Source organism: Dactylosporangium sp. CA-233914 (assembly GCF_050942935.1).
In the GTDB taxonomy this organism is placed as follows: Bacteria; Actinomycetota; Actinomycetes; order Mycobacteriales; family Micromonosporaceae; genus Dactylosporangium.
Genome location: NZ_CP192030.1, coordinates 4570576 through 4596206, shown reverse-complemented (window position 1 = coordinate 4596206; position 25631 = coordinate 4570576). Strand labels below are relative to the sequence as shown.

Genomic DNA, 25631 nt, shown 5'->3' with positions numbered 1-25631 from the left:
GGATTCGATACGAGGGGCCGACGGTAAGTCAAGATCACGCCATTGCCCCTTGCCGCCTGGCCGGACCGCCAGTTTCCCCTGCTCAGCGGTTTTTGTCGTACCCCTGTTCTAGGTTGTCTCCATGGGTGAGGTGCTGACCGGGATCTCCGATTCGGAGCGGCGTATTCGGTTGGATGCGATGCTGGCCGAGCACCGCGGTCGTGTGGCCCGTCGCCGTGCGGTGCGTGCCGAGTTCGCCGAGGCCCGCCGCCGCGGCTTGGAGGCGCGCCATGCCGAACGCCTGGCTCGCCTGGACGCCGAGGCCCGCACCGCCGAGATCACCGCTCATTGGGCCGAACAGGATGCCCGAGCCGCCCGCCGCCGCTCCCTGGCGACCCAGCCCGACCCGAAGCGCCCGTCAACACAGCCCGACCCAGGCGATCCGCCGTCCGAGCCCGGCTCCGCCAGTGCGGCGACTCGACCCGACACCGGCAAGGTGACTCGGCCCAACTCCGGCGGTCCGGTACCTCGACCCGACACCGACGGTCCGGGGCCTCAGCCCGACTCCCGCCGCCCGCCAACCCAGCCCGACTCGCGCCACCCGTCGAATCAGCCCAACCCGGGCCGTCCGCCAACCCAGTCGGACTCCCGCCGCCCGCCGAGCGAGTCCGAATCCCGCCGGGCGGCCATCCAGCCCAATCCCCGCCGCCCGTCGAATCAGCCCAACTCAGGCCGCCCGCCAACCCAGTCCGAATCCCGCCGCCCGCCGACCGAGTCCGAATCCCGCCGCCCGTCGAATCAGCCCGACCCAGGCCGCTCGCCAACCCAACCCGTCCCCCGCCGCCCGCCAACTCAGTCCGAATCCCGCCGCCCGGCCATCCAGCCCAATCCCCGCCGCCCGTCGAATCAGCCCAACCCGGGCCGTCCGCCGACCCAACCCGTCCCCCGCGATCTGGTGACGCAGCCCGACTCCGGCCGCCCAGCCACCCAGCCCAGCTCCCGCTCCGATCCGTCTGCGCCCACCCCGCCCGGACCGCCTCGCGCTCACGATCTTGCCGCCCCACCGGCGCAGCCGTCGCCGCCGCCAACATCTCGTGCGCAGTCGCCGAGGCCACCGTCGCGGCCCGTGTCCCGCGCACCATCGCCAGAGCGTTCGCCAAGGCCGTCGCCGCCGCCGCGTTCCCAACCTGCACCAACGTCACCGCGCTCCCAACCGCTCCAATCACCACAACCCCGACCTGTCCAATCACCACACTCCCGACCGGTCCAGTTACCGCACTCCCGACCGGTCCAGTCATCACAACCCCGACCGGTCCAGCTACCGCACTCCCGACCGGTCCAGTCACCGCGCTCCCGGCTCGGCCAGTCGTCGTGCTGTCGATCCGTGGCGTCGCCACCGCCGCAGCAACGGCTGGGCCGTTGCGCCGATGCTGCTCATGGGCGAGATCGACGACGCGGTCGTCGCCCGCATCTCCCGCCCCCGCCGCCCGCCCGGCTTGCCCCGACGCCGCTCACCTCCTCGGCCCCGGCACGCGCCACCCGTCGGCCCGCCGCCGCACCGGTGCAGTCCTCACCGCCGCTGAGCCCCGTTGTGGCCCGGCCTCCGTCTGCTTCGACCCGGCCGCGTCCACCGCGTCATCCGCACACCCGATCTCGCCGACCGTCGCCTTGGACCACCGGACGACGGCCTGAAGGCAGTCGCTGGACGCGCGGCTCGAGAACATCACGACGGCCGACCCCGGGTCCGTCGCTCCCCAGGTTCGGCGCCACGGGTGGCAGGGGTCGAGCGGGAGCGGGAGCACGATCGCCGCCGACGTGACCGTGGTGTCGTCACCGGGCGGAGCCGACGCTCCGCTGGGCCACGTACGCGCTGTTGCCCTGGTCGCCGAACCGGCCACCCGGGACCACCCACCGATGTGAGCCCAAACCATGCTGCGCGGCTTCGACTGCCGCGACGCGGGCGCACCGACGGGCGGGCACGCGCATGCAGGAAGCCCGTTTGGCCAGCTCCAGGTCGCGACGCGAACCGGGCGAGTTCATCGCGTGCACAGGAGTGAGCGGGGCTTCCCGCGCCGTGGCGGGTACGTGCCCCATCGGGAGAGAAATCGGATACGTCGCGGCGGTCCGGCGCCTGATCTATCGGCGATCATCGTAGCCGGAATGCATCCGCCGCACGGTGGGGCGGCTTGGCGAACGGGCGGTGGGAAGGAGTCCGCGGGCCGGTGCCGGTGACGAGATGATTCCTCTAGCGTCCAGCGCGGAGGTGGTGTGCGTGAGGATCGTGGCCGTCGTCAACAACAAGGGCGGCGTGGGTAAGACGACCGTCACCGCGAACCTCGGCGCCGGCCTGGCCGCGCGGGGGCTCAAGGTGCTCATGATCGACCTCGACCCCCAGGCGAGCCTCACCAAGTCGTTCTTCACCGTCGACGAGTCGCAGCTGTTCCTGTCGAAGCTGCAGACCATCGGCGCGTGGTTCCGGGCGCCGGACAAGGGCCGGGCGCAGATGCTCGCCGACCTGGTGTTCAGCCCGCCGCGCTGCAACGCGCTGCTGAGCAAGCAGGGCGGCTGGCTGGAGCTGGTCCCGTCGGACCCGCTGATCGTCAACTCCGAGAGCCTGATCCCGGGCGCGGTCGACAACACGGGCAACATCCGTCCGGCCCGGTTCGTGCCGCTGCACCGCCGCCTCGCCGACGACCTGGCGGACCCGGTCTTCTCAAAGTATGACGTGATCCTCATCGACTGCGCCCCGGCCTTCTCGCTGACCACGAAGATGGCCGTGGTCGCCAGCGACATGATGCTCATGCCGGCGCGGCCCGACTTCCTGTCCGCGGAGGCGATCCAGGACATGGGGCGGCGGCTGCTGGAGCTGACCAACGGGTACAACGCCCACCTGGACGGCTCCGAGACAGCCGCGCCGGTCATGCGGATGCCCCGGGTGGCCGTGCTGTTCACGATGGTGCAGCTCAAGAACGGCCAGCCGATCGACGTGCAGAACCAGTTCATCAACGAGGTGCGGGCACTGGGCGTGCCGGTATTCCAGACCCTCATCCGGGACCGCAGCATCGCCTACGCGGCGTCGGGGCGCCACGGCGTGCCGACCATCATGGCCAACGGCGTCCCGCCGGAGGTGCGCGGCGACCTGCACGACTGCGTCGGCGAACTACTCAAGACGTTCGAGAGGCTCTGACGTGACCCAATCACCCCAGCTGGCCGCGCTCGCGCTCAAGGAGATCGGCCGGCTCCTCGGCACCCTCACCGAGGAGCAGCTGACCGCGCTCGCCGAGGGCCGCGCGCAGGTCGAGTTCCGCACCGGCGAGAAGGCCGAGCGGCCGGCGAAGCCCGCGAAGGCGGCGATCGACCTCGACGCGATCGTCGCCGAGATCCGGGCGATGACGGAGGAGGACGCGGTCGAACGGTACCTCATCGCCCGCGACAAGGAGCTCTCGCTCCCGCTGATGCGCGATCTCGCCGACCGCATCGGCCCGCCGGTGACGTCCAAGGGCGCCAAGTCCAAGGCCCAGCTGCGCAAGAACATCGCGGCGGGAACGGCCGGCCTGCTCAACCGCCCCGCCTCGGTCTTCTCGACCAGCTGGGACCGCTAGTGTCATGTGATTCTGGTCGTGTTACTTTGCGTTGTTGTCGACGAGTTGCTTGACGCTGGTCTGGGCCCAGCGGGCTTTGGCGAGGATCTGTTCGGCGGTCGCGGTCCAGGTGAACGGTTCGGCGGCGGTGTTCCAGTGCTGGATGTAGTCGCGGATGCGGACGATGAGGGCGTTGACCGAGGTGAACGTGCCGCGGCGGATGACCTGGCGGGTGATGAGTCCGAACCAGATCTCGATCATGTTGAGCCAGGAGCTGCCGGTCGGGGTGAAGTGGAACGTGACGTTCGGGTTCAGGGCGAGCCAGGCTTTCACCTCGGTGTGTTGTGGGTGCACCACGTGGATCTCTTTGCCGGCGTGGGGCAGGAATGCCAGGAAGCGCCGTCACGGACCGGTTGGCAGGCGGCGACGACCTGACCGGTGACAACGTCCAGGGCAGCGAACAGATTCGTGATGCCGTGCCGGCGGTCGTCGTGGGTGCGCTGTTCGGTGACCCCGAAATCCATGGGCAGCAGCGGTTGGGTGCGGTTCAATCCCTGCATCTGGGTCGTTTCGTCGACCGAGAGCACGACCGCGCCGCCGGGCGGGTCGAGGTACAGCCCGACGATGCCGGCGACCTTCCCGGCGAAGCGCGAGCTTGAACGTGCCCTGCCGGCGCCGCGACGACCAGTGCGTCTCCGCCGGCGGTGCGGCCCGGGTCAGCGCCAGAACCCGGGCCCGGACCACGGCCGGGACCTGCTCACGCGGCGCAGCCCGGGAAGCATCCTCCAAACCGGCCAATCCGTGCTCAGCGTACCGGTCGACCAACGGTCCACAGTGGGCAGTGAAACCCCGGCCAGTACCGCGACATCCTTACGGCGCTCACCTTCGGCCATCACGGCACAGAGTTCGGCGGCTTGGCCCTCGGCCAGCATCAACGACCCACCCGACATAACGCGACCAGGATCACACAACATCGTGTGAACGCGACTCGGCTCAGGTAGACGACTGCGAGGAGAGACGCGTCGAGAGAAGAACTCGGCTCGGATGCCCTTCAGCCGCCGCGACTGTCGCCCGCATGCTGACGCCCGCATGCTGACGCCCGCATGCTGACGCCCTCGACCGGATCGGCGGCCGGCAGCCAGCCGCCGACCTGACCGGTGCCGCTCGCCGACTACCCGCGCAGGACGCGCGCCGCCATCCACTGGCCGGCCCTCCCGACGGCTGACCGCACCTCTGTCCACATTGGACGAATCCGGGGCCGGGGCCGGCACCCCGGACACCCCGCTTGGGCGCGTGCCGGACTCGGGGATCGCGTCGCCGCGCGGTCCCCACATTTCTGGCACGTTACGGGTTGACCAAGTTCTGCGTACCCACTAGCGTGTGCGCAACCCTTTAGAAAATCGGTTTTCTAAAGCGATCCACGGAGGTCATCACCCGACAGGGGGTTCACGTGACGGCACAGCGATCCACGCCGCGGGCGATCCGGCGTAACGGGGTCACCGCATGGGTTGCGCTTGCGGTGAGTTTGGCGATGTTCATGAGCGCCTGTGGCGGCGGGGGCGGCGCGTCGGCCGGCACCGTGCGCCTCACGGTGTGGACGTGGAGCAACGAGGCCGCGACCGCCTTCAAGAAGGGCGGCATCATCGACGCGTTCGAGAAGGCCAACCCGGGCATCGACGTCGAGGTGGTCGCTCAGCTCGACAAGAACTACGAGACGCTGCTCACCACCGGACTCGCCGGGTCCGGCAGCCCGGACATCGTCGCGCTGCGCTCCTACGGCGTGCTGTCCAACTTCGCCGACAGCGGCAACATCGTGCCGGTCGACGACGTCGTGAAGGACTGGACCGGCTTCAGCAAGCCGGCCCTGGCCGGAGCGAAGGGCAAGCGGGACGGCAAGCTCTACGCGGTCCCGCAGGGCATCCAGACCGCGCAGGTGTACTACAACAAGAAGATCTTCGCCGACCTCGGCCTCGCGGTGCCGACCACCTGGGACGAGTTCATCGCGGCCGCCCAGAAGATCAAGGGCTCCGGCGTCGCGCCCATCGTCATCCCGGGATCCGTTGCAGCGCAGATCTCGCTGGCGACGGAGATCCTGGGCAGCGCGCGGCGTGGGGCCGGCGACTTCCAGCAGGCGTTCCTGTCGGGCAAGAAGAACCTCACCGACCCGGACAGCGTCGCCGCCATCGGCCTGATGGACCAGATCAAGCCGTACCTCGTCGACAATGTCACCTCGGTCACGCTCGACGAGGCGGTCACGCTCTTCGCGACCGGCAAGGCCGCCATGTTCCCGTCCGGCACCTGGCAGGTCACGACGTTCGCCAACCTCGGTACGAAGGTCGACTACGGCACGTTCGACGTGCCCGCCAACGCGGACTGGCCCTCGAAGGCGGTCACCGTCAGCTATGCCGACGGCGGCTGGGCGCTGGCCAAGCGCAGCGCACACCCCACCGAGGCCGCGGCGCTGCTCAACTGGCTCGCCGGCACCGAGTTCGGCAACCTGTACGCCAACACCATGGGCACCATTCCGGCGCGGGACGGTGTGACGCTCAAGAACCCGCTGCTGGCCGAGATGTACCAGCGCTACCAGACCAAGCCGTCCTCGTATCTCGGCGCGGCGTACCTGCGCTACGGCTCGCCGTCGGGCACGGACCTCATGGGCGAGCAGGTCCAGAAGATCTGGCTCGGCAAGGCCACGCCCGCCAGCGCGGCCCAGAGCGTCCAGACCGGCATCGACGCCTGGTTCCACCCGGGCGACTTCCAGCACGAGTAGAACTCCGCCCCGGCCCGGCGCGATCGTCTCCGGGCCGGGTTCCGCCCCACCCCAGGAGAGACTCCCTCCATGGCAAAACCAAGCAAGAGTGCGCATCGGCCGCCGGCGAGCGTCGTGCTCCTCTTCGTCCTACCGGCGCTGGCGTTGTTCGGGGTCGTCCTGCTCTACCCGATGGCGAGCGCGCTCGGCTACTCGCTGTTCGAGTGGCGGGGCGGTACCAACCTCGTGCGCTTCAACTGGTTCGACAACTTCGTGGTGCTGTTCACCGAGCAGCCGTTCGTCGGGCAGATGCCGCGTGCCTTCCTGCACAATCTCGCGATCTTCGCCGGGACACTGGTTCTGCAGAACTCCATCGGGCTGTTCCTGGCGGTGCAGTTGCACAAGCTCGGCCGGATGCGGCGGGTGTTCCAGGTGCTCTACACCACCCCGTACCTGGTGAGCCCACTCGTCGTGGGCTACCTGTGGACGTTGCTGCTCTCGCCCAGCTTCGGCCCGGTCAACGCCGCGCTCAAGTCGGTCGGACTCTCCTCGCTCGCGGCGTCGTGGCTCGGCGAGCCGGCCACCGCCCTGCCGGTGCTCATCCTCGTCAGCGTATGGCAGTGGATCGGGTTCCCGGTCCTGCTCTACGGTGCGGCGCTCGGGGCCGTCCCGCCCGAACTGAGCGACGCCGCCAGCGTCGACGGGGCCGGCGGCTGGCGGCGGTTCCGCCACATCACCCTGCCGCTGCTGACGCCGGTCATCGGCACGGTGTCGATCCTGACCTTCATCGGCGCGATGGAGTCGTTCACGCTGCCGTACGCCTTCGGCGGCGCGACGGGCTCGCCGGCCGGGGCCACCGACGTGCTGAGCCTGCTGTTCTTCCGCGTCTCGTTCGAGTCCGGCGCGAGCAACGCGCTCGGCGTCTCCTCGGCGCTGGCGACGCTGCTCTTCCTGTTCATCCTGGGCGGCGCCTACCTCGGCCGGCGCATGATCCGCGCGCAAGAGGAGAAGCTCTCGTGACCGGTCTGGAGCGCAGCGGAGGCGGCGTGACCGGTCTGGAGCGCAGCGGAGGGGCCGGCGCGAGCGCACCGCCCCACCGCCGGCGCCGCCGCTGGAGCGCGGAGACCGTCGTCGTCACCACGGTCCTGTGGCTGTACGCCGCGATCTGCATCGTGCCGCTGCTGACGATGATCCTCAACTCCTTCCGCACCCACCTGGACATCGCGACCGAGCCGTGGCCGATCCCCACCGATCCGACGGTCGCCAACTACGTGAGCGCATGGACGGAGGCGTCCTTCTGGCGGTACGCGCTGAACTCCATCGTGATCACGGTCGGCTCGGTCGCGATCTCCACGGCCGTGTCGCTGCCCGCGGCATACGCGATCGCCAGATGGCGGTTCTTCGGCCGCAACGCCCTCGAAGGGCTGTTCATGTCCGGGCTGCTCATCCCGTTCATGCTGGCGATCCTGCCGATGTTCTACCTGATGGACCGGCTGCGGCTCATCGACTCGCCGCTGAGCCTCATCCTCATCTACTCGGCCAACGGCATCCCGTTCACCGTCTTCGTCCTCGTCTCGTTCTTCCGCCAGCTGCCCCGCGAGCTGGAGGAGGCGGCCTTCCTCGACGGCGGCGGCCACTTCACCGTCTTCCTGCGGGTCATGGTGCCGCTCGTGCGGCCGGCGATCGCGACGGTGGTGGTCTTCCGGTTCGTGCCCATCTGGAACGACTTCCTGATGCCGCTGGTCATGCTCCGCTCCCGCGACAACTACACGCTCGGCGTCGGCCTCACGACGTTCTTCGGCGAGTACCAGAACGACTGGGCATCACTGTTCGCGGGCCTCGTCATCACCACACTGCCCCTGCTGGTCCTGTTCATCCTCGCGACCCGGCAGATCATCCAGGGGCTCACCGCCGGCATCGGTAAATAGCCCCACAACGCACGAAGGACACCGAAGATCCCATGACGACACCAGCCGAACAGATTGAGACCCAGGACGTCGCGGCGCTCGTACGCGACCAGCTCCCGCCGCTGGACGGGGTACGCCCCGCCGGCCGGGTCGAGATCTCCCGGCCCACGGCAGCGATCACCTCGTCCAGGCTGGGCATCGGTTTCGAGACCCTCGATCGCCGGATGTTCACCGCCGAGCCGACGTATCCGCACCTGGCGCGGCTCGGGGCGAAGTGGGCACGCGTGCAGACCGGGTGGAGCCGCTGTGAGACCGAGAAGGGCAGGTACGACTTCGCCTGGCTCGACGAGATCGTGGACGGCCTCTCGGCGGCCGGCGTCGAGACGATGTTCAGCGTCACCTTCGGCAACGCGCTGTACATGCCGGACGTGCCGCACGAGTCCGCGGTCGGCTACGTGCCCATCTACTACGACGACGCGATCCCGGCCTGGACGGCGTTCGTGCGGGCCCTGGCCGTGCGGTACCGCGGCCGGGTGACCCACTGGGAGATCTGGAACGAGCCGAACATCCCCCAGTTCTGGCAGCCGAGGCCGACCGGCGGGCGTGACTACGCGGAGCTGGCGCGCATCACCGCGAGCGCCGTGCGGGCCGAGATCCCGGACGCGACGGTCATCGGCGGCGCCACCTCGCTGGTCGACCCCGCCTTCCTCGTCGACGCGCTGCGGGCCGGGCTCGCCGGGTCGATCGACGCGTTCTCGTTCCATCCGTACCAGATGGTCCCGGAGCACAACCTGCAGAACATGCACGACCTGCTGCGCCGCATCCTCGACGAGCACTCGCCCGAGCGGCGCATCGCCCTGTACCAGGGCGAGAACGGCTGCCCCTCGCAGCTCACCGGCCATCACGACGACTGGCTCGGCATGTACGCGATGGACCAGGTCGTGCAGGCCAAGTGGATCGCCCGCCGGTTCCTCGTCGACCTCAAGGTGGGCTTCGACAAGGTCTTCTACTTCCACGCCGTCGACCTCATGGAGCGCCCGTACCGCCAGGCCGGCGACAAGATCAACGCGCCGGTGATGATGGGCCTGATCCACGGCGGAAGCTACGAGCCGAAGTACTCCTTCGAGGTCGCCCGCCGGGTGTGCCACCTCTTCGACGACCGCACCCGGCGGATCGAGCTCATGTGCCTGTTCACCGAGCGCGACCCCGCCGTACCACAGCGATCGACGCTCATGGCCTCGCCGTACGTCGCCACGTTCGAGCGCGACGGCTCACCGCTGTTCGCGTACTGGCTCGCCGAGGATCCCCAGCAGCGCTCGCGGCCCGCCGTGATCGACGCCGAACTGTGGTGGGACGACCGGCTCACGCTGGACCGCCCGGTGCTGCTCGACCTGCTCACCGGCGAGGTCTACGCAGTCGAACAGCCGCCCGGACCGGCCCGGACCGACTGGCGCTCGCGCGGCGTCAAGTACCGCCTCCCGCTGACGGACTATCCGCTGGTCCTCACCGACGCCGCGGTCGTCACCGGGCTCGGCGCGAAGTGGCGCGGCCGATGAGGCTGCGGTCCCTGACCACGTACATCTGCGACGCGTACCGCACGAACTGGGTGCTCGTGAAGCTCGACACCGACGACGGGATCGAGGGCTGGGGCGAGGCGACGCTGGAGTACCGCGAACACGCCGTCGAGGCGGCGCTGCGCGCGCTGGAGAACGGGCTGGCCGGACGGGAGCTCGGCAACATCCAGGGCTGGTGGCAGGACGCCTACCGCGATGCGTACTGGCGCGGCGGCCCCGTGCTGACCAGCGCGCTCTCCGCGATCGAGATGGCCCTGTGGGACATCAAGGGCAAGGCGCTCGGGGTGCCCGTTCACGAGCTGCTCGGCGGAAAGCTCAGGGCGTCCGTCGACTGCTACGCCAACGGCTGGTTCGCCGGGGCCAGGCGCCCGGAGGAGTTCGCCGACAAGGCGCGCGAGGCGGTCGAGTGGGGCTACCGCGCGCTCAAGTGGGATCCCTTCGGGTCCGCCTTCCGCGGCATGACGCCGTCGGCGCTGCGCTCCGCGATGGCGGTCGTCGAGGCCGTCGCCGGGGCCGTCGAGGGTAGGGCGGACATCATCGTCGAGGCGCACGGCCGCTTCGAGCTGCCGGCGGCCAGACAGGTCGCCCGGGCCCTCGAGCCGATCGGCGTGCTATGGCTGGAGGAGCCGCTCGTCCCGGGCAACCTGGCCAACTACGCCTGGCTGCGCGAGCACACCGCCACGCCGATCTCACTGGGCGAGCGGCTCTACACGCGATGGGACTTCCGCGAGGTGTTCGAACGCGGCTGCGCCGACGTCGTGCAGCCGGACGTCTCGCACGCCGGCGGGATCTGGGAGACGCGCACCATCGCGTCGCTGGCCGAGCTCTGGCAGGTCGCCTTCGCACCGCACAACCCCTCCGGGCCGGTGGCGAACGCCGCGACGATGCAACTCGCCGCGTGCACGCCCAACTTCACCTACCTGGAGACCATGGCGACCGACGTGCCGTGGCGCGCCGAGATCGCCGCCGAGGGCTCGACCGTGGCCGGCGGCGTGGCCCAGATCTCCGACGCACCCGGGCTCGGCGTGCGGATCGACCCCGACGCGATCGCCCGATACCCCTACGTCCGGCACGACCTGCGCCACTACACCGGCGCGCTCACCGACATCCGGCCGGACGACCAGGTGACGCGGCACGCGAAGCCGCAGGCAAAGGAGGAACGATGACCCGGGTCGCCCTCATCACCGGCGCAACCCGCAATCTCGGCCAGACGATCGCCAGGCAACTGGCGGCCGACGGCGCGGTCGTGGTCGTCCACGGGATCGACGAAGCCGTCGCCGCGGCGGCCGCGACCCGCATCGCCGCCGAGGTCCCGGGGGCCGAGCTCCATCCCGTCGGGTTCGACCTCGCCGACCCCGACGCGATCGAAGCCGGCTTCGCCGCGCTCGTCGCGCGCGGGCTCGCCCCGGCCACCCTGGTGAACAACGCCGCGCACCTCGGCCTCGGCGACGAGGACGTGCTGCAGGAGAAGCCGCGCTTCCTCCGCGAGGTGTTCGAGGTCAACGTCTTCGCCGTGCACCTGTGCTCCGTGCTCGCCGCCAGGGAGATGGCGCGTACCGGTGGCGGTGCGATCGTGAACATCTCCTCGCTCGCCGGGGAACGGGTCATCCGCGGCAGGACCGCGTACAACGCCAGCAAGGCGGCCGTCGACGGCCTCACCCGCAGCCTGGCCATCGACCTCGCGCCCCTGGGCATCCGCGTCAACGCCATCGCGCCCGGGTACATCTGGAGCAACCGCTGGAACCTGATCAGCGCAGCGGAGGCGGCCGATCGCAGAGCGCGAATCCCGGCGGGCGAGCCCACGGCGCAGGAGGAGATCGCGCGGCTGGTCAGCTTCCTCGCCTCCGGACACGTGCCGACCCTCACCGGCGCCCGGATCGTCATCGACGGCGGCATGAACGCCCTGCAGTCTCCGCCGTAGCCACGATTGGTTAGGCTGAGACACTGATCTGCACACCAGTCCGTGGAGGAGTAAGGCCGGTGAAGGGGGCCCAGCCGGATCGGGTACGCCTCATTGACGTCGCCACCGCCGCAGAGGTTACCAAGAGCATCGTCTCGCGGGTGCTGAACGCCGACCCGACCGTGGCGGTGCGTCCCGAGACGCGCCTTCGCATCCTCCAGGTCGCGCGGGACCTGGGCTACGAGCCGCACGCCGGCGCGCGCGCACTGGCGAGGTCGCGGACCATGGCACTGGCGCTGATCGCACCCTCCATCGACAACCCTCCGTACATCACGATCGCCCGGGGCGCCTACCGGCGCGCCGCCGAGCGCGGCTACCTGGCGCTGCTCGCCGAGGACTTCGACGAGCAGCCCGCCGGCCGCTCGTTCGTCGACGGCGGGCGGGTCGACGGGCTGCTCATGGGCTCCGCCGTTCCCGGCCATCCGCTGGTGGAGCACCTGCGGGAATCGCCGTTCCCGCACGTATTCGTCAACCGCGCGGTGGCCGGCTCCGGCCGCAACGTCACCATGAACGTCGCCCGGTCCAGCGAACTGGCCGTCGAGCACCTCGCCGACCTCGGCCACCATCGCATCGCCCACCTGGCCGGCCCCGCCGAGGTGGAGGCCGCCGCCGATCGGATCGCCGCGTTCGAGCGCGCGATCGCCGCGCGGAAGCTCCCGCTGCTGCCGGTGCAGTTCGGCGACTTCACCGAGGCGACGGGCTTCGCCGCCGCCCGGGCGCTGCTCGACGCGGCACCGACCGCGATCTTCACCAGCTCTCTCGGCCAGGCGATCGGCGTCATCCGATTCCTGACCGACGCGGGATTGCGGGTCCCCGAGGACGTCTCGGTGATCGTGTTCGGTGACTTCCCGGCGGCCGGCTTCACCGTGCCCACCATCACTACGATCGGCCTGCCGCTGCTGGAGCTCGGCGCCGCCGCCGTCGACGAGCTGATCGACCAGCTCGCGGGTTCGCCGCCTCGCGACCTGATGATCCCCGACGAGCCACGCCTGAACGTCCGCCAGTCGACCGCCCGAGCGAGTTGACGGCGCCTGCGGCAAGGCCGGGTCGTCATCCGGGCAGCCCGGCCATCGGGGCCACGTCGGGCGCGCCGAGGCGGGCGGCGTCGGCGGCCTCGTCGTCGGGCTGGTCCTGGGAGGCTCGCTCGGCGTGCACCCGGCGCACGTAGTGTTCGACCTCGCGCTCGATCTGCTCCTCGCTCCACCCGAGCACGGCGGCCATCAGGGTCGCGGCCGGCCGGGCGGCGGCCACCCCGCGGTCGAAGCACTCGACGGAGATGCGGCAGCGACGGGTCAGGACGTCCTCGAGGTGCAGAGCGCCCTCGTGGGAGGCGGCGTACACGATCTCGGCGCGCAGGTACTCTCCGGCCCCGTCGAGCGGCCGGCCGAGCTCCGGCTGGGCGGCGATGAGGGCGAGGACCTCGTCGATCGCGGTGCCGTACCGGCGCAGCAGATGCTCGACCCGCGCCACGTGCAGGCCGGCCCTGCCCGCCAGCAGGCGGCGCTGGTTCCACAGCGCTTCGAAGCCCTCGGCGCCCAGGAGCGGGATTCGCTCGGTACACGAAGGGGCGATGCCGTCGCCGAGGGCGCGCACGGCGGCGTCGACCGCGTCGCGGGCCATGACACGGTAGGTGGTGTACTTGCCGCCGGCCACCACGACCAGGCCCGGCACGGGGGTGCCGACGCTGTGCTCACGCGACAGCTGCGAGGTCAGCTCCGATTCGCCGGACAGCAGCGGGCGCAGCCCGGCGTAGACGCCCTCGACATCTTCCCGGGTGAGCGGCGTGACGACGACCCTGTTCACCTCGCGCAGCAGGTAGTCGATGTCGCGGCTGGTGGCGGCCGGGTGCGCCTTGTTCAGGCTCCAGTCGGTGTCGGTCGTGCCGATGATCCAGTGCCGGCCCCAGGGGATCACGAACAGGACGCTGGTGCGGGTGCGCAGGATGAGCCCGGTCGTGGACTGGATACGGTCCCGCGGCACGACGAGGTGGATGCCCTTCGAGGCGCGCACGCTGAACCGGCCGCGCTCGCCGACGAGCGCCTGGGTGTCGTCGGTCCAGACGCCCGTCGCGTTGACGACCTGGCGGGCACGTATCTCGAACACCCGGTCGCGCTCCAGGTCGTGTGCCCGGACCCCGGTGACCCGCCCGGCCTCGCGGAGGAAGCCGACGACCCGGGTGCGTGCGGCGACGTGCGCACCGTACGCGGCGGCGGTCCGCACCAGGAACATCGTGTGCCGGGCATCGTCGACCTGCGCGTCGTAGTACTGCACCGCGCCGACGAGCGCGTCCGGGCGCAGCGCCGGGCAGACGCGCAACGCGGCCCGGCGACCGAGGTGGCGGTGGCGCGGCAGCCCTCTGGCGTTGCCGCTGGAGATGCCCATCGTGTCGTAGAGCAGCACCCCGGCGCCCGCGTAGAAGCGTTCCCAGCCGCGGTGCTTCAACGGGTACAGGAACGGCACCGGACGCACGAGGTGCGGCGCGAGACGCTGGACGAGCAGCCCCCGCTCGCGCAGGGCCTCGCGGACCAGGCCGAAGTCGAGCATCTCCAGGTAGCGCAGGCCGCCGTGGATCAGCTTGCTGGAGCGGCTGGACGTGCCGCTGGCCCAGTCGCGCGCCTCCACGAGCCCGACCGACAGCCCGCGGGTCACCGCGTCGAGCGCGGCGCCGGCGCCGACGACACCACCGCCGACGACGAGGACGTCGAGCTCCGCGCCGCCGGACATCGCGGCGATGGCGGCGGTGCGGGCCGGCGCTGACAACGTGCCGGAGTTCATCCGGTGCTCCTTTCGTCGGATGTTGTGGCGGTGTGCTCGTCGAGCTCGACCCAGTCGAGGCTGCGCTTCACGGCCCTGCCCCACGCCGCGTAGCGGGTCTCCCGCGCCTGCGGCTCCCAGGTCGGCCGCCAGCGCCGGTCCTCGTTCCAGTTGGCCCGCAGCTCGTCGGTCGAGCGCCAGAATCCGACCGCCAGCCCGGCGGCGTACGCGGCGCCGAGGGCCGTCGTCTCGGCCACCACCGGGCGGCTCACCGGGACTCCGAGGATGTCGGCCTGCAGCTGCATGCACAGCGCGTTGGCGGTCACGCCGCCGTCGACCTTCAGCACGTCCAGCCGGACGCCCGAATCGCGCACCATCGCCTCGATGACATCGCGGCTCTGGTAGCAGATGGACTCGAGCGTGGCGCGCGCCAGGTGCGCGTTGCTGTTGTACCGCGAGAGCCCGACGATGGCGCCGCGCGCGTCGGAGCGCCAGTGCGGCGCGAACAGCCCGGAGAACGCGGGAACGAAGTAGACGCCGCCGCAGTCGGCCACCTGCGCGGCGAGCGTCTCGCTCTGTGCGACGTCGTCGATGATGCGCAGCTGGTCGCGCAGCCACTGCACGGCGGACCCGGTGACCGCGATCGAGCCCTCCAGCGCGAAGACCGGCGGCTGGTCGCCGAAGCGGTAGGCGACGGTGCTCAGCAGCCCGTGCCGGGAACAGGCGCGGGTCGTGCCGGTGTTGAGCAGCAGGAAGTTGCCGGTACCGTAGGTGTTCTTCGCCTCGCCCGGCGCGAAGCACGCCTGGCCGACCAGCGCGGCCTGCTGATCGCCGAGCGCGGCGGCGAGCGGGACGCCGGGCAGCACCGCGTCGGCGCTGCCGTAGACCTCCGACGACGGACGGATCGCGGGCAGCATCGCGCGGGGGACGTCGAACAGTGCGAGCAGTTCGTCGTCCCAGTCGAGCGTGTCGAGGTCCATCAGCATCGTGCGGCTGGCGTTGGTCACGTCGGTGAGGTGCAGGCCGCCGGCGGGCCCGCCCGTGAGGTGCCACAGCAGCCAGGTGTCGGCGGTGCCGAACAGCGCCTCGCCCCGCTCGGCGTCCGCGCGGACCGCGTCGACGTGGTCGAGGAGCCACTTGAGCTTCCCGCCGGAGAAGTACGTGGCCGGCGGCAGGCCGGTCTTGCGCCGCACCAGCTCGCCCGCCCCGTCGCGTTCGAGGGCGGCGGCGATCCGGTCGGTCCGGGTGTCCTGCCAGACGATGGCGTTGTGGTACGGGCGGCCGGTCCGGCGGTTCCAGACGATCGTGGTCTCGCGCTGGTTGGCCACGCCGACGGCCGCCAGGTCGGCGGGGCGCAGGCCGAGGCCGCGCATCGCGGCATCGATAACGGTCGTCGTGCGGTCCCAGATCTCCAGCGGGTCGTGCTCGACCCAGCCCGCCCGCGGCAGGATCTGTTCGTGATCCAGCTGACGGCGGGCGACCTCCCCGCCGTCATGATCGAAAATCATGAAGCGGGTGCTGGTCGTACCCTGGTCGACCGCGCCGACGAACTCAGCCATGCAGGTTCCGCTCCTTGTCCTGTCGCCCGCTCGGGGAGCGACGCTATTGGCGGCTCGCCGCCGCGGCAACGAGCATCGTGCGACAATGTCGAACGTTGCCGACCCCGGGCGGTACGGTTAGCATCCGCTCGTGCCGGGTCTGATCCAGTCCGTCGAGCGGTCCGCCGCGATCCTGCGGCTGCTCGCGGGCGGCTCCGGGCGCCTGCGGGTCGGCGAGATCGCGGCCTCGCTCGGACTGGCCAAGACCACCGCGCACGGCATCCTGCGCACCCTGCAACACGTCGGCTTCGTCGAGCAGGACCAGAAATCCGGCCGCTACCGGCTCGGCGCGGCGCTGCTGGACCTGGGCACCGGTCACCTCGACGTGAACGAGCTGCGCGCCCGCTCGATCAACTGGGCCGACCCGCTCGCCGCGCGCAGCGGGGAGGCCGTGCGCGTCGGCACGCTGCTGGACGGCCAGGTGCTCGTGGTGCATCATGTGTTCCGGCCCGACGAGACGCCCCAGACGCTCGACACCGGCACGCTGCTGCCGGCGCACGCCACCGCGATGGGCAAGGTGCTGCTCGCGTACGACGCGGGCGCGGCCGCCCTGGCGGTGCAGGGGGAGCTCGCGCCGTACACGAGGAAGACGGTGACCACGGCGAAGGACCTGCGCCGGGTGCTCCTGAACGTGCGCGAGCAGGGCTGGGCCGCGGAGGTCGAGGAGATGACGGTCGCGGAGGGCGGCATCGCCGCGCCCATCCGCGCGTACGGCGGGCTCGTGGTCGGCGCGATCGGCATCTCGGGGCCGGTCGACCGGCTCTGCGACCGGCGCGCAGTGCCACGGCGGGCGCTGGTGACGTTCGTCCGCGACGCGGCCAGAGCGGTCTCCCGCGACCTCGGCGCGGCGCGACGTTGAGCGAGGAGCGTGCATGACCGAGAGCTATGTCGTCGCGATCGACCAGGGCACCACGTCGACCAGGTGCATCGTGTTCGACCGGCGCGGCCGGCTGGTGTCCGTCGCGCAGCGCGAGCATCACCAGTCGTACCCCCGGCCCGGCTGGGTCGAGCACGACGCCGCCGAGATCTGGAACAACGTCCAGCGCGTCGTGCCCCGCGCCGTCGCCGAAGCCGGCATCGGCCCGCACCAGGTGGCCGCGGTCGGGATCGCCAACCAGCGCGAGACAACCGTGCTGTGGGACCGCCGTACCGGCGTGCCGGTCGGCCCGGCCATCGTCTGGCAGGACACCCGCACCGACGCGCTGGTCAAGGAGCTCGCGCGGGCCGACGGCGCGGACGCCGTCCAGCGGCGCTGCGGGCTGCCGCTGGCCACGTACTTCGCCGGCCCCCGCCTCCGATGGCTGCTGGAGCACACCCCCGGCCTGCGGGAGCGCGCCGCGCGTGGCGAGGTGCTCTTCGGCACCATCGAGACCTGGCTGATCTGGAACCTGACCGGTGGTCCGGACGGTGGCATCCACATCACCGACGTCACCAACGCCAGCCGCACCATGCTCATGGACCTCACCTCGCTCGCCTGGCACGACGAACTGCTCGCCTTCTTCGGCATCCCGCGTGCAATGCTGCCGGCGATCCGCCCATCGGCCGAGGTGTACGGCACCGCACGCAAGGCGCTGCCCGGCGCTCACCTGGCCGCCGCGCTCGGCGACCAGCAGGCCGCGCTGTTCGGCCAGACCTGTTTCCGGCCGGGCGAGGCCAAGTGCACGTACGGCACCGGCAGCTTCCTGCTGCTCAACACCGGGGCGCATCCGGTGCGCTCCACGCACGGTCTCATCACCACCGTCGGCTATCAGATCGCCGGCGAGCCGGCCACGTACGCCCTGGAGGGGCCGATCGCGGTCACCGGCTCGCTGGTGCAGTGGTTCCGTGACGGGCTGGGGCTGATCGCCACGGCGCCGGAGATCGAGACGCTCGCCCGGACGGTCGAGGACAACGGCGGCTGCTACATCGTGCCCGCGTTCTCCGGCCTGTTCGCGCCGCACTGGCGCAGCGAGGCGCGCGGCGTGATCGTGGGGCTCACGTCGTACATCACCAAGGGCCACCTGGCCCGCGCGGTGCTGGAGGCGACCGGCTGGCAGACCCGCGAGGTGGTCGACGCGATGAACGCCGACTCGGGGCTGGCGCTGGAGTCCCTCAACGTCGACGGCGGGATGACCTCGAACAACCTCCTCATGCAGTTCGTCGCCGACGTGCTGGAGGTGCCGGTGATCCGGCCGATGGCGGCCGAGACGGTGTCGCTCGGCGCGGCGTACGCCGCCGGGCTGGCCGTCGGCTACTGGCCGGATCTGGAGGGACTGCGCCAGAACCGGCACCGGGCCGCGCAATGGGCGCCCGCCATGGACCCGGCGAGGGTGGCCGTGGAGCGCGACAACTGGCAGCGGGCGGTCGAGCGGACCTTCGGCTGGATCCGGGAACGATAGCCGCTCAGGTTCCCGGCCGGCCGGCGTTGATGCGCTGGATGCACGCGCGGACGGTGCCGAGCGTTCCGGACCTGGGCGTGGCCCGCCGGGCGTCGAGCGCGAAAGCAGGCGAGGTCCTGGGCCGGCGGCCCCGGCCGATCGAGGAGACGATCCTGGACACCGCGGCCAGCCTGGCCGGCCTGGGCCTGCTCCGAGACGCGTAGCCGGCCCTTCATCCGGTTGCCACGCTGGTCTGCGTCTCGAGATCGGCCAGGAACCTCTCGGCGCGGCGGGCGAAGAGGTGGGCCCCCCGTTCGCCGGATCGGACCCGGGCTTCGTCGGCGGCGGCTCGTACGACGTCGACGGGTTCGCCGCGGGCGTGCAGCAGGCGCGCGCGCAGCAACAGGAGAAGTCCTTCGGCATAGCGCTGGCCGTGGGCCTTGATGGCCTGGTCGGCCCGGTCGAGGGCGGTCGCGGCCTTGTCGGGCATCTCGGCTGCCAGCCACATCTCGGCGATCAGTCCGTACCAGTAGGCGAGGCCCCATCGTGGCGGGTCGTGCAGGGTCGCGGCCAGGAGATGTTCGGCCTTGGCCGCGTTGCCGGCCGGGTCGTCGCCGGTGAGGGCACGGGCCCAGTACCAGTCCAGCCGTATGTAGGCTTCCTGCGCGACGCCGGGAAGGTCGGCGCCGGCCGCGACCCACCGCTCGGTCGCGTGCATCGCCCAGGCCGCGTCACCGGCCATCGAGGCGGCCATGGTTTGGTAGCGGGTCCAGCCCGACATCTCAAAAGTGTCTCCCTCGGCCTGGTACACCGTGCCGAGCAGGGACCGCGCCGTCTCGACATCGCCCTGCAGCGCGGTGATCACGGCCAGATAGCCGAACCACTCGTCCGGGATCCGCCAACGTCCGAGGTCGTGGCGGCGTCGAATCGGGGCACCCCCGACCTGGCCGGCGAGGTGGTACAGGCTTTCCTGAGCCGGCCCTGGGTGCGGGTCGGCCGAGTTCGCGAGCAGCGAGGCAACGCCGTCCACAGTGGTACGGCCTAGCCAGCTGAAACACTGATACGCCGCGCCGATGTCGCCGATGTCCCAATTGTAGAGGCCCCAGGCCTGCCGGCCGTACGCCTGGATGATCGGGTCCGCGGACGCCTGGCCTTGCTCATGCAGCCGGCGAGCCCACATCCCACGGTCTTTCTCGGTGTTGACGTAGGCCCCGGTCATCCGAAAGAAGAGAAACTCGGCGGCGGCCGTCTCGCGGCCGAGTTTGCCGGCAAGATATGCGCCCCGTTCCAGCAGATCGAACGTCGAGCCGCCAAATCCCGGGGGCTCGACGGCGAGGAGGTTGAGCAGCGACAGGACGGACAGTTCCAGCTCCAGCAGCCCTGCCGTCCGGGCGATCTGGACGGCCGATTCCAGGTTCCGATAGGCGGCTGCGAACGCGAGCTTGGTCGCCGCGCGGCGACCGGCGCGCGCCAGTGCCTTCGCGGTGCGACCCGGGTCGGCCAGGGGGCCGGCGCCCCGCAGGTGGTAGGCGAGGCGTTCGGCGACGGACTCGTCGTCCGCATGAATGTGTTCGAGGGCGTCGGCGACGCGCAGATGTAGCTGGACGGCCTGCTGCCGCGCAGTGGTCTCGGTGACCGACTCGCGGACCAGGTCGTGCGCGAAGCGCCACGAGAACGGGTCTCCCGGCTTGGTCTCCAGGAGACCGAGTGCTTGCAGCGGTTCGAGGCGTTCGAGGCAGTCCGCGATGTCGACGCCGATCGCGCGGGCGAGCAGGTCGAGGTCCACGTCGCGGCCGATGACCGCGGCGATGCGCAGCAGGCCGTGAGCGCTGTCGTCGAGACCGGTCATCCGATCGCGGACGACGTCTCGCACGGTGGCCGGCACCCCGGCCCGTGTTGATGCGCCGCCGTCGCCGAGCGAGCCGCCGTCGCTGAGCAGCCGGGACAGCTCCTGGACGAAGAACGGATTGCCGGCGGTGCGGACATGGATGTCGCGGGCGACCTCGGCACCGGGATCGTGGCCGGTTTCGCGGCGGATGAGCTCGGTCACGCCGGTCAAGCCGAGCGGGCCGAGCCGGATCCTGCGGTGGCCGGGCTGCCGGCTGGCCTCAGCCAGCACCCGCGACAGGCTGGAGCCGGGTGTGGGTGCGCGATCGCGCAGCGCACCGATGATCACCGTGCCGGCGGGTAAGCGGCCCGCCAGGTGGCCGAACAGCTGGAGCGAGGCGGCGTCGGCCCACTGCAGGTCATCGACGATCAGCAGCATGGGCCGTGGCGCCGAGGCCTGCCCGACGACGGTGACGACCTGCTCGAACAGTCGGAACTGCGCACCGCTGTCGAGAATCGCCGGCGCGGCCGCATAATCGTCGTTTCGCGATTCGAGGAGGCCGCCGACCTCACTGGCGAGCCACTTCTCCCGCAACGGCGCGGGCAGGCTGTCGAGAATCGGGCGGAGCGTCTGTTCCCAGGGCCACATCGACGGTGTTCCGTCGCCTTCCAGACACGAACCCCACACGACCAGCGCGCCACGCCGGCTCGCTTCGGCGGCGATCTCTCGCACCAGGCGGGTCTTGCCCACGCCCGGCTCGCCTTCGACGATCCGGAGCGCTGGGCTGCCGGTGAATGCCATCTCGACGGATTGCCGCAGTAAGGCGAGTTCCTCGGCCCGGCCGACCAGCCCAGCTGCCGTTCGCACCGACGCGCCGTCACCCCCACCGTCCGTACGCGCCACGAGCGGCGACGCCGAGGGCTGCGACAGCACTCGCAGGTATGCGGCTTGCAGCTCCGGGCCAGGATCGATACCGAGCTCGTCGGCAAGGCGGGCGCGGAACTCGCGGAACAACGACAGTGCCTCCGTCTGACGTCCCGCCGCCCCGAGAGTGGAGATGAGGCTGGCCTGGACGGGTTCGTGGAACGGCGCCATCGATGCGGCCAGCTGCAACGCCGCCAGCACCCGTGCCGGTCGGCGCAGCGACACGGCCAGTTCGGCCGCTTCAGTGCACGCGGCGTAGAACTCGTCGTCGATGGCGGCGAAGATCGGCAGCGCGGTTGACCTGTGCGTGAACCCGTCGCCCGCACGGCCCCGCCAGAGGCCGAGCGATTCGACATAGCGATCGAGCGCCATTTCAAGGCGTTGCTGTGCGAGGGCCTCCTTGGCCGTCTCGACGAGTTCCCGGAAGGTGACGAGATCCAGGGTGCCGGGGGGTGCGGTGAACAGGTAGGCGTTTCCGCGGCGGTGCAGGTAGGAACCGTGTGTACGGGCGGGGACCGCGGGTTCGAGCAGTCGCCGCAACGCGCCGACGTATTTATGGATGACGTTGAGCGCACTGCTGGGGACCTCGTAGTCCCAGATCAGGTCCATCAGCTCGCTCGTGCTGACCGGCCTACCCACCCGGGCCAGCAGCAAGGCCAGCAGATAAGCCTGCTGCCGGGGACCGGCATCCACTTCGACACCGTCGCACCACACCCGCAACGGACCAAGGACCTGAAGGCGTACGAGAGTGCCATCGGCCGGCCGATCTTCGTTGCCCGGCCGGACAGGATGACCGGGCAGGGCCACGCCGACTCCCGGATGATACGACAGATTGCCAGCTAACAAACCGCGAAAATCGCATTCTAGCAGTGCGAAACCTGCCAGGTCCACAATCGATGTCGCTTGCGTCGTTTGATCGGCGGCGCGATGATCCCGGCGCCCTAATCCGAAAATGACTGGTGAGTGGGCAGGTCGTGGCCAGTTTCGGCTGCGGCGAGCCGCGTACGCGACGCCGGCCTGGCGGTGCGTGATCGGCTGTTGGCCCTCCGGGCTGTGTTCCGCGCTTCCGGACGTACGGGTTCTTGTCGGGAATGGCCTGTCTCGTGCGGACGGGGCCTCACTCGGTATGCCAGGCCGTCAATGTCATCGTGACGGTCGTGCCATGCAGGTTGAGTTTGGCTAGCGCGGTGAGCCGGTTCAGCACGTCGGGCCGTCCATCGAAGTTGTTCTCGCCGATGTACAGCGTTGTGAGAGCGGTGAGATTGCCCAAGCTCTCCGGCAATGTCGCCAACTCGTTCCTGGACATGTACAGCTCGGTGAGGGCGGTCAGGTTGCCCAGTGTCTCGGGCAGCACGGTCAGCCTGTTGTGCGACAGGTACAGAATGGTGAGGGCGGTCAGGTTGCCCAGACTGTCTGGAAGGACGGTCAGCTGGTTTCGGTCCAGTGCCAGGTAGGTAAGGCTCGTGGCGTTGCCGATGCTGTCGGGCAGCGTCGTCAGCTGGTTGTCGGCCAGGCCGAGCATGGCGAGGGACGGCATGTTGACCAGGACGTCCGGCACGGTGGTGAGCTGGTTGCCTTCCAGCTCGAGTTCGTGCAGGGCCGTCAGGCCGGCCATACTCTCCGGCAGCGTCGTGAGCGTGTTTCGGGCCAGGCCGAGTACGCGCAGAGACGTCAGTTCGGCGATGACGTCGGGAACTGCGACCAGTCTGTTGTCCGCCATGGTGAGGGTCGTGAGGGCGGTGAGGTTGGCCAGTTCCTCGGGGAGTCCGGTGAGCTGGTTGTCGTCGGCGTAGAGCGTGGTGAGCGACGCGAGGTTGCCCAGGCTTTGCGGCAATGCGGTCAGCTGATTGCCGGACACGCCAAGCATGGTCAGGTCACTGAGGTTGCCGAGGCTGTCCGGTATGGAGTCGAGCTGGTTGTTGTTCACGTAAAGCTCGGTGAGCGCGGTGAGGTTGCCCAGGGTCGTCGGCAGTGTGGTCAGGTTGTTGCCGTGCAGGTAGAGCCGCGTGAGGGCGGTGAGGTTGCCGAGACCCTCCGGGAGTGCGGTGAGTTGATTGTCGTGGACGTCGAGCTTGGTGAGCGCGGTGAGGTTTCCCAGGCTCTCCGGCAGCGTAGTCAGCTTGTTGGCGCCCAGCCCCAGCTCGCGCAGGGCCGTCAGGTCACCTACACGCTCGGGCAGTTCTACAAGCCCAAGCCCAGACAGGTCGAGCGAGTGGCTACCGGACTGGGCTGCCGCCTCAATGCGTTGTTCGGCTACGTCAGCCACGCCATCTCCAGACATCGGCAAACCAGCTCCCAAGACAGCCGCGATCCCGCACGGGCACCGCTTGACGACAGACCGAACGCAGGGTACCCCCGCGCCGCCACGAATCCGTCGGGAAGCCTGCCAACTATCGGAGAACCGCCAACCCCTAAGGTCTGTATCAAACTCGGGTTTGGTGTCCGGGTTGTGAACAGTCCGGGTTGTGCGTCTCGTCGTTCCGGTGTGGTCCCGCATGTTGGGGTGCGGGCCTGGTCCGGGGTTGTCGAGCGCGTCGTTCCGGCAGTTCGCCGAGCACGCCGGCACCAGCCATCCAGGATGGCTGGTGCTGCGCTGCGGCCGCCGCGGCCGGGCACCGGTTGGGTGCCGGTCGGGGCGGTGGTGTCCGCTTGACTCAGGCAGGGCTCCTTGCAGCCCCTCATTGATGACGTCCACGCCGTGGGTGGCGAGGGTGGTCTGCGCGGCGACCCAATCCACCCGGGCGGTGCCGGGCATGGCCGGGTCGCTCAGCACGGTATGTGCGCCGATGAGGGCGGCGACGAGGTCCCGGTCGCCGGTCAGACCGCACTGCGGGCAGGTGTGGCGGCGGTGGTGGAGCTGTTTGGGGACGCGGGCGGTGCAGAGGCAGTGCTGGGTCCAGGCGGTGTGCCGGGTCCCGGCCCGGACCAACCCACCACCACCAGCCAACGCGGCAACCTTGGCGGCTTCCCGGTCGACGGCGGCCAGGAGCATGCCGGGAGTGAAGGCGCGGATGCCGCGGCCCCACCGCCGCGCCCACACCCGCAGGTCACCGGCCTCCACAATGAGGTTCGGGCCATGGGTGGCCACGATGCCGGCGGCGACGATCCGGGCGCGGGTACGCCCGGCCTGGGTACGGGCCGCGCCGTCGGCAGCCGCCTGGGCGCGCAGCCGCAGGTAGCCGGCCGAGAGCTGGTCGCGGCGGTAGGCCTGCACTGGGATACCTGCCGTGTTGGCGATGCGGGCGCCGCCCGGCACGGCTACCTGCACGGGGCGCAGGCCAGCGGCTTGGCGGCGCTGCGCCCTGCGCTGCTGCCGGGCTGAGAGCCGGTATTGGGTGGGGTTGGTGGCGCGGCGGGAGCGTTGCAGGGCGCGGTCACGCCGCCGCTGCCGCAACCGTTCCACCGCGAGCCGATCCGCATCGGCGCCGGTCTTCGTGATCTGTGTGGCGCGTATCCCATCACCACTGTTGGCGTCGATCGGGACGGAGACGACGGCGAGGTTGGACACGTTGACATCGACGCCGCCGCGCCGGTGCAGGGCCGCGGCCGCCTGGCGGCGGGCCACGACGGTCGGGGAGGTGTAGCCGGGGCCGAGGATCATCAGGTGCGCCTCGTAGCGCCACCCACCCGGCGCCCCTGGGTCGCGATACCGGACCAGGTCGATCTTGTGCCAACGCTGCGGGTCGGCAAGGTAGTGCTCCAGCACCGGCTCACGGCCGGGTCCCTGCGGCAGGCGGACCGGCAGCACCAGATCCCGGGCGCCGGTGCCGGTCAACACCACGGCGAGGGGGCCGTCGTGGTCCCACCACGACCGCACCGGCCGACCACCCGCGACCGGGGTGACGGCGGGCATCCGCCGCGGCTGCCACAACCGCCCGGCCCGGCCGAACACCGCGTCATGCCCCACCAAGGTCCCGGCCAGACGGAACGTCTCCCACTTCCGTGCCCTGGTATGCGACCGCGCCCGCCCCGGGATACGGCTGAACTTCCACCAACCGCCGACCTTCGGCCGGCCGTGCCGGCGTCCGGTCGCGTCTGGGAACAGGTGCCGATCCACGGCCTGCCACACGCTGTCGGCGACGTGCATCGCCACGGCTTTCGTGCAGTAGCGGCGCAGGTGCGGGGCACGGTCCAGGTGTCGGTAGGCGGCATGCTCCAACCCGGTCCGGGTCAACCCCAGCCGGTCGCGGACCGCCGCCGGGCCTGCGGTGGCTCGCGCCCGGTGCGCGGCCCAGTACGCGTCGACCCGTGCGCGGGCGTCACGCTGCACCGCCCGCCGGACCGCGAACACCGCCGCGAAGACCCGCTCCACATGCCGCCGCACCCCCGGGTCATGCACATCCAACGGCAGCCGCAACACCGACACCGGACCGTCGTACCGCCACGGCACCGCCTGGTTCGGTCCACGCCGCCGTATCGA

Annotated in this window: 19 protein-coding genes; 13 read left to right on the top strand and 6 right to left on the bottom strand. The window is 70.7% G+C overall.

Annotated elements, in window-relative coordinates; genetic code table 11:
• Positions 1-82 precede the first annotated feature (82 nt).
• The gene (locus ACQPY0_RS20580) at positions 83-328 is read right to left on the bottom strand and encodes a hypothetical protein (protein ID WP_432991211.1); all 246 of its coding nucleotides are present in this window, start codon (positions 326-328) and stop codon (positions 83-85) included.
• A gap of 1923 nt (positions 329-2251) precedes the next feature.
• Between ACQPY0_RS20580 and ACQPY0_RS20575 the strand changes: the two genes are divergently transcribed.
• Positions 2252-3166 carry a ParA family protein gene (locus ACQPY0_RS20575; protein WP_432991209.1) on the top strand — a complete coding sequence of 305 codons (915 nt, stop codon included), beginning with the start codon at positions 2252-2254 and terminating at the stop codon, positions 3164-3166.
• Position 3167: 1 nt separating this feature from the next.
• Entirely contained in the window at positions 3168-3581 is a 414-nt protein-coding gene (locus ACQPY0_RS20570) for a hypothetical protein (RefSeq protein WP_432991207.1), read from the top strand.
• A 21-nt stretch (positions 3582-3602) separates the two neighbouring features.
• Here the strand turns inward: ACQPY0_RS20570 and ACQPY0_RS20565 are convergent, their stop codons facing one another.
• Positions 3603-3917, bottom strand: coding sequence for a transposase (locus tag ACQPY0_RS20565; protein WP_432991205.1), 315 nt, complete (start codon positions 3915-3917; stop codon positions 3603-3605).
• A 29-nt stretch (positions 3918-3946) separates the two neighbouring features.
• On the opposite strand from ACQPY0_RS20565, the gene ACQPY0_RS20560 reads away from it, so the two are divergent.
• From ACQPY0_RS20560 to ACQPY0_RS20525, 8 genes are all read left to right on the top strand, one after another.
• On the top strand, positions 3947-4219 hold the full coding sequence (locus ACQPY0_RS20560) for a hypothetical protein (RefSeq protein ID WP_432991203.1): 273 nt from the start codon (positions 3947-3949) through the stop codon (positions 4217-4219).
• 860 nt (positions 4220-5079) lie between these two features.
• Positions 5080-6330 carry an extracellular solute-binding protein gene (locus ACQPY0_RS20555; protein WP_432991201.1) on the top strand — a complete coding sequence of 417 codons (1251 nt, stop codon included), beginning with the start codon at positions 5080-5082 and terminating at the stop codon, positions 6328-6330.
• Between the two features lie 69 nt (positions 6331-6399).
• Positions 6400-7329, top strand: coding sequence for a carbohydrate ABC transporter permease (locus tag ACQPY0_RS20550; RefSeq protein ID WP_432991199.1), 930 nt, complete (start codon positions 6400-6402; stop codon positions 7327-7329).
• Positions 7326-8237, top strand: coding sequence for a carbohydrate ABC transporter permease (locus tag ACQPY0_RS20545; RefSeq protein WP_432991197.1), 912 nt, complete (start codon positions 7326-7328; stop codon positions 8235-8237). Before ACQPY0_RS20550 ends, ACQPY0_RS20545 begins: the two co-directional genes overlap by 4 nt.
• Positions 8238-8269: 32 nt before the next feature.
• Positions 8270-9772 carry a GH39 family glycosyl hydrolase gene (locus ACQPY0_RS20540; RefSeq protein WP_432991194.1) on the top strand — a complete coding sequence of 501 codons (1503 nt, stop codon included), beginning with the start codon at positions 8270-8272 and terminating at the stop codon, positions 9770-9772.
• Positions 9769-10956, top strand: a complete 1188-nt coding sequence (dgoD, locus tag ACQPY0_RS20535) for a galactonate dehydratase (protein ID WP_432991191.1) — start codon at positions 9769-9771, stop codon at positions 10954-10956. The genes ACQPY0_RS20540 and dgoD overlap by 4 nt, the downstream gene beginning before the upstream one ends.
• On the top strand, positions 10953-11711 hold the full coding sequence (locus ACQPY0_RS20530) for an SDR family NAD(P)-dependent oxidoreductase (protein ID WP_432991189.1): 759 nt from the start codon (positions 10953-10955) through the stop codon (positions 11709-11711). Before dgoD ends, ACQPY0_RS20530 begins: the two co-directional genes overlap by 4 nt.
• Before the next feature lie 59 nt (positions 11712-11770).
• Complete coding sequence (locus ACQPY0_RS20525; RefSeq protein WP_432991187.1) at positions 11771-12775, top strand: LacI family DNA-binding transcriptional regulator; 1005 nt, start codon at positions 11771-11773, stop codon at positions 12773-12775.
• Between the two features lie 25 nt (positions 12776-12800).
• Here the strand turns inward: ACQPY0_RS20525 and ACQPY0_RS20520 are convergent, their stop codons facing one another.
• Positions 12801-14525: a glycerol-3-phosphate dehydrogenase/oxidase gene (locus tag ACQPY0_RS20520; protein ID WP_432991184.1), complete on the bottom strand. Its 1725-nt coding sequence runs from the start codon at positions 14523-14525 to the stop codon at positions 12801-12803.
• Complete coding sequence (glpK, locus tag ACQPY0_RS20515; protein WP_432991182.1) at positions 14522-16063, bottom strand: glycerol kinase GlpK; 1542 nt, start codon at positions 16061-16063, stop codon at positions 14522-14524. Before glpK (ACQPY0_RS20515) ends, ACQPY0_RS20520 begins: the two co-directional genes overlap by 4 nt.
• 130 nt (positions 16064-16193) lie before the next feature.
• Here glpK (ACQPY0_RS20515) and ACQPY0_RS20510 point away from each other — a divergent pair, with 130 nt between their 5' ends.
• Genes ACQPY0_RS20510 through ACQPY0_RS20500 form a run of 3 tightly spaced genes read left to right on the top strand, consistent with a single transcriptional unit; the run spans position 16194 to position 18683 of the window.
• Positions 16194-16961 carry an IclR family transcriptional regulator gene (locus tag ACQPY0_RS20510; protein ID WP_432991180.1) on the top strand — a complete coding sequence of 256 codons (768 nt, stop codon included), beginning with the start codon at positions 16194-16196 and terminating at the stop codon, positions 16959-16961.
• 13 nt (positions 16962-16974) lie between these two features.
• A complete protein-coding gene (gene glpK, locus ACQPY0_RS20505) occupies positions 16975-18480 on the top strand; it encodes a glycerol kinase GlpK (RefSeq protein ID WP_432991178.1) in 1506 nt (501 codons plus the stop codon).
• Between the two features lie 38 nt (positions 18481-18518).
• A complete protein-coding gene (locus ACQPY0_RS20500; protein WP_432991176.1) occupies positions 18519-18683 on the top strand; it encodes a hypothetical protein in 165 nt (54 codons plus the stop codon).
• Positions 18684-18691: 8 nt separating this feature from the next.
• Here ACQPY0_RS20500 and ACQPY0_RS20495 read toward each other — a convergent pair whose 3' ends face one another.
• Together ACQPY0_RS20495 and ACQPY0_RS20490 are read right to left on the bottom strand one after the other, a co-directional pair.
• On the bottom strand, positions 18692-22102 hold the full coding sequence (locus ACQPY0_RS20495) for an AAA family ATPase (protein WP_432991174.1): 3411 nt from the start codon (positions 22100-22102) through the stop codon (positions 18692-18694).
• Between the two features lie 226 nt (positions 22103-22328).
• Positions 22329-25577 carry a leucine-rich repeat domain-containing protein gene (locus ACQPY0_RS20490; protein ID WP_432991172.1) on the bottom strand — a complete coding sequence of 1083 codons (3249 nt, stop codon included), beginning with the start codon at positions 25575-25577 and terminating at the stop codon, positions 22329-22331.
• Between the last annotated feature and the right edge of the window lie 54 nt (positions 25578-25631).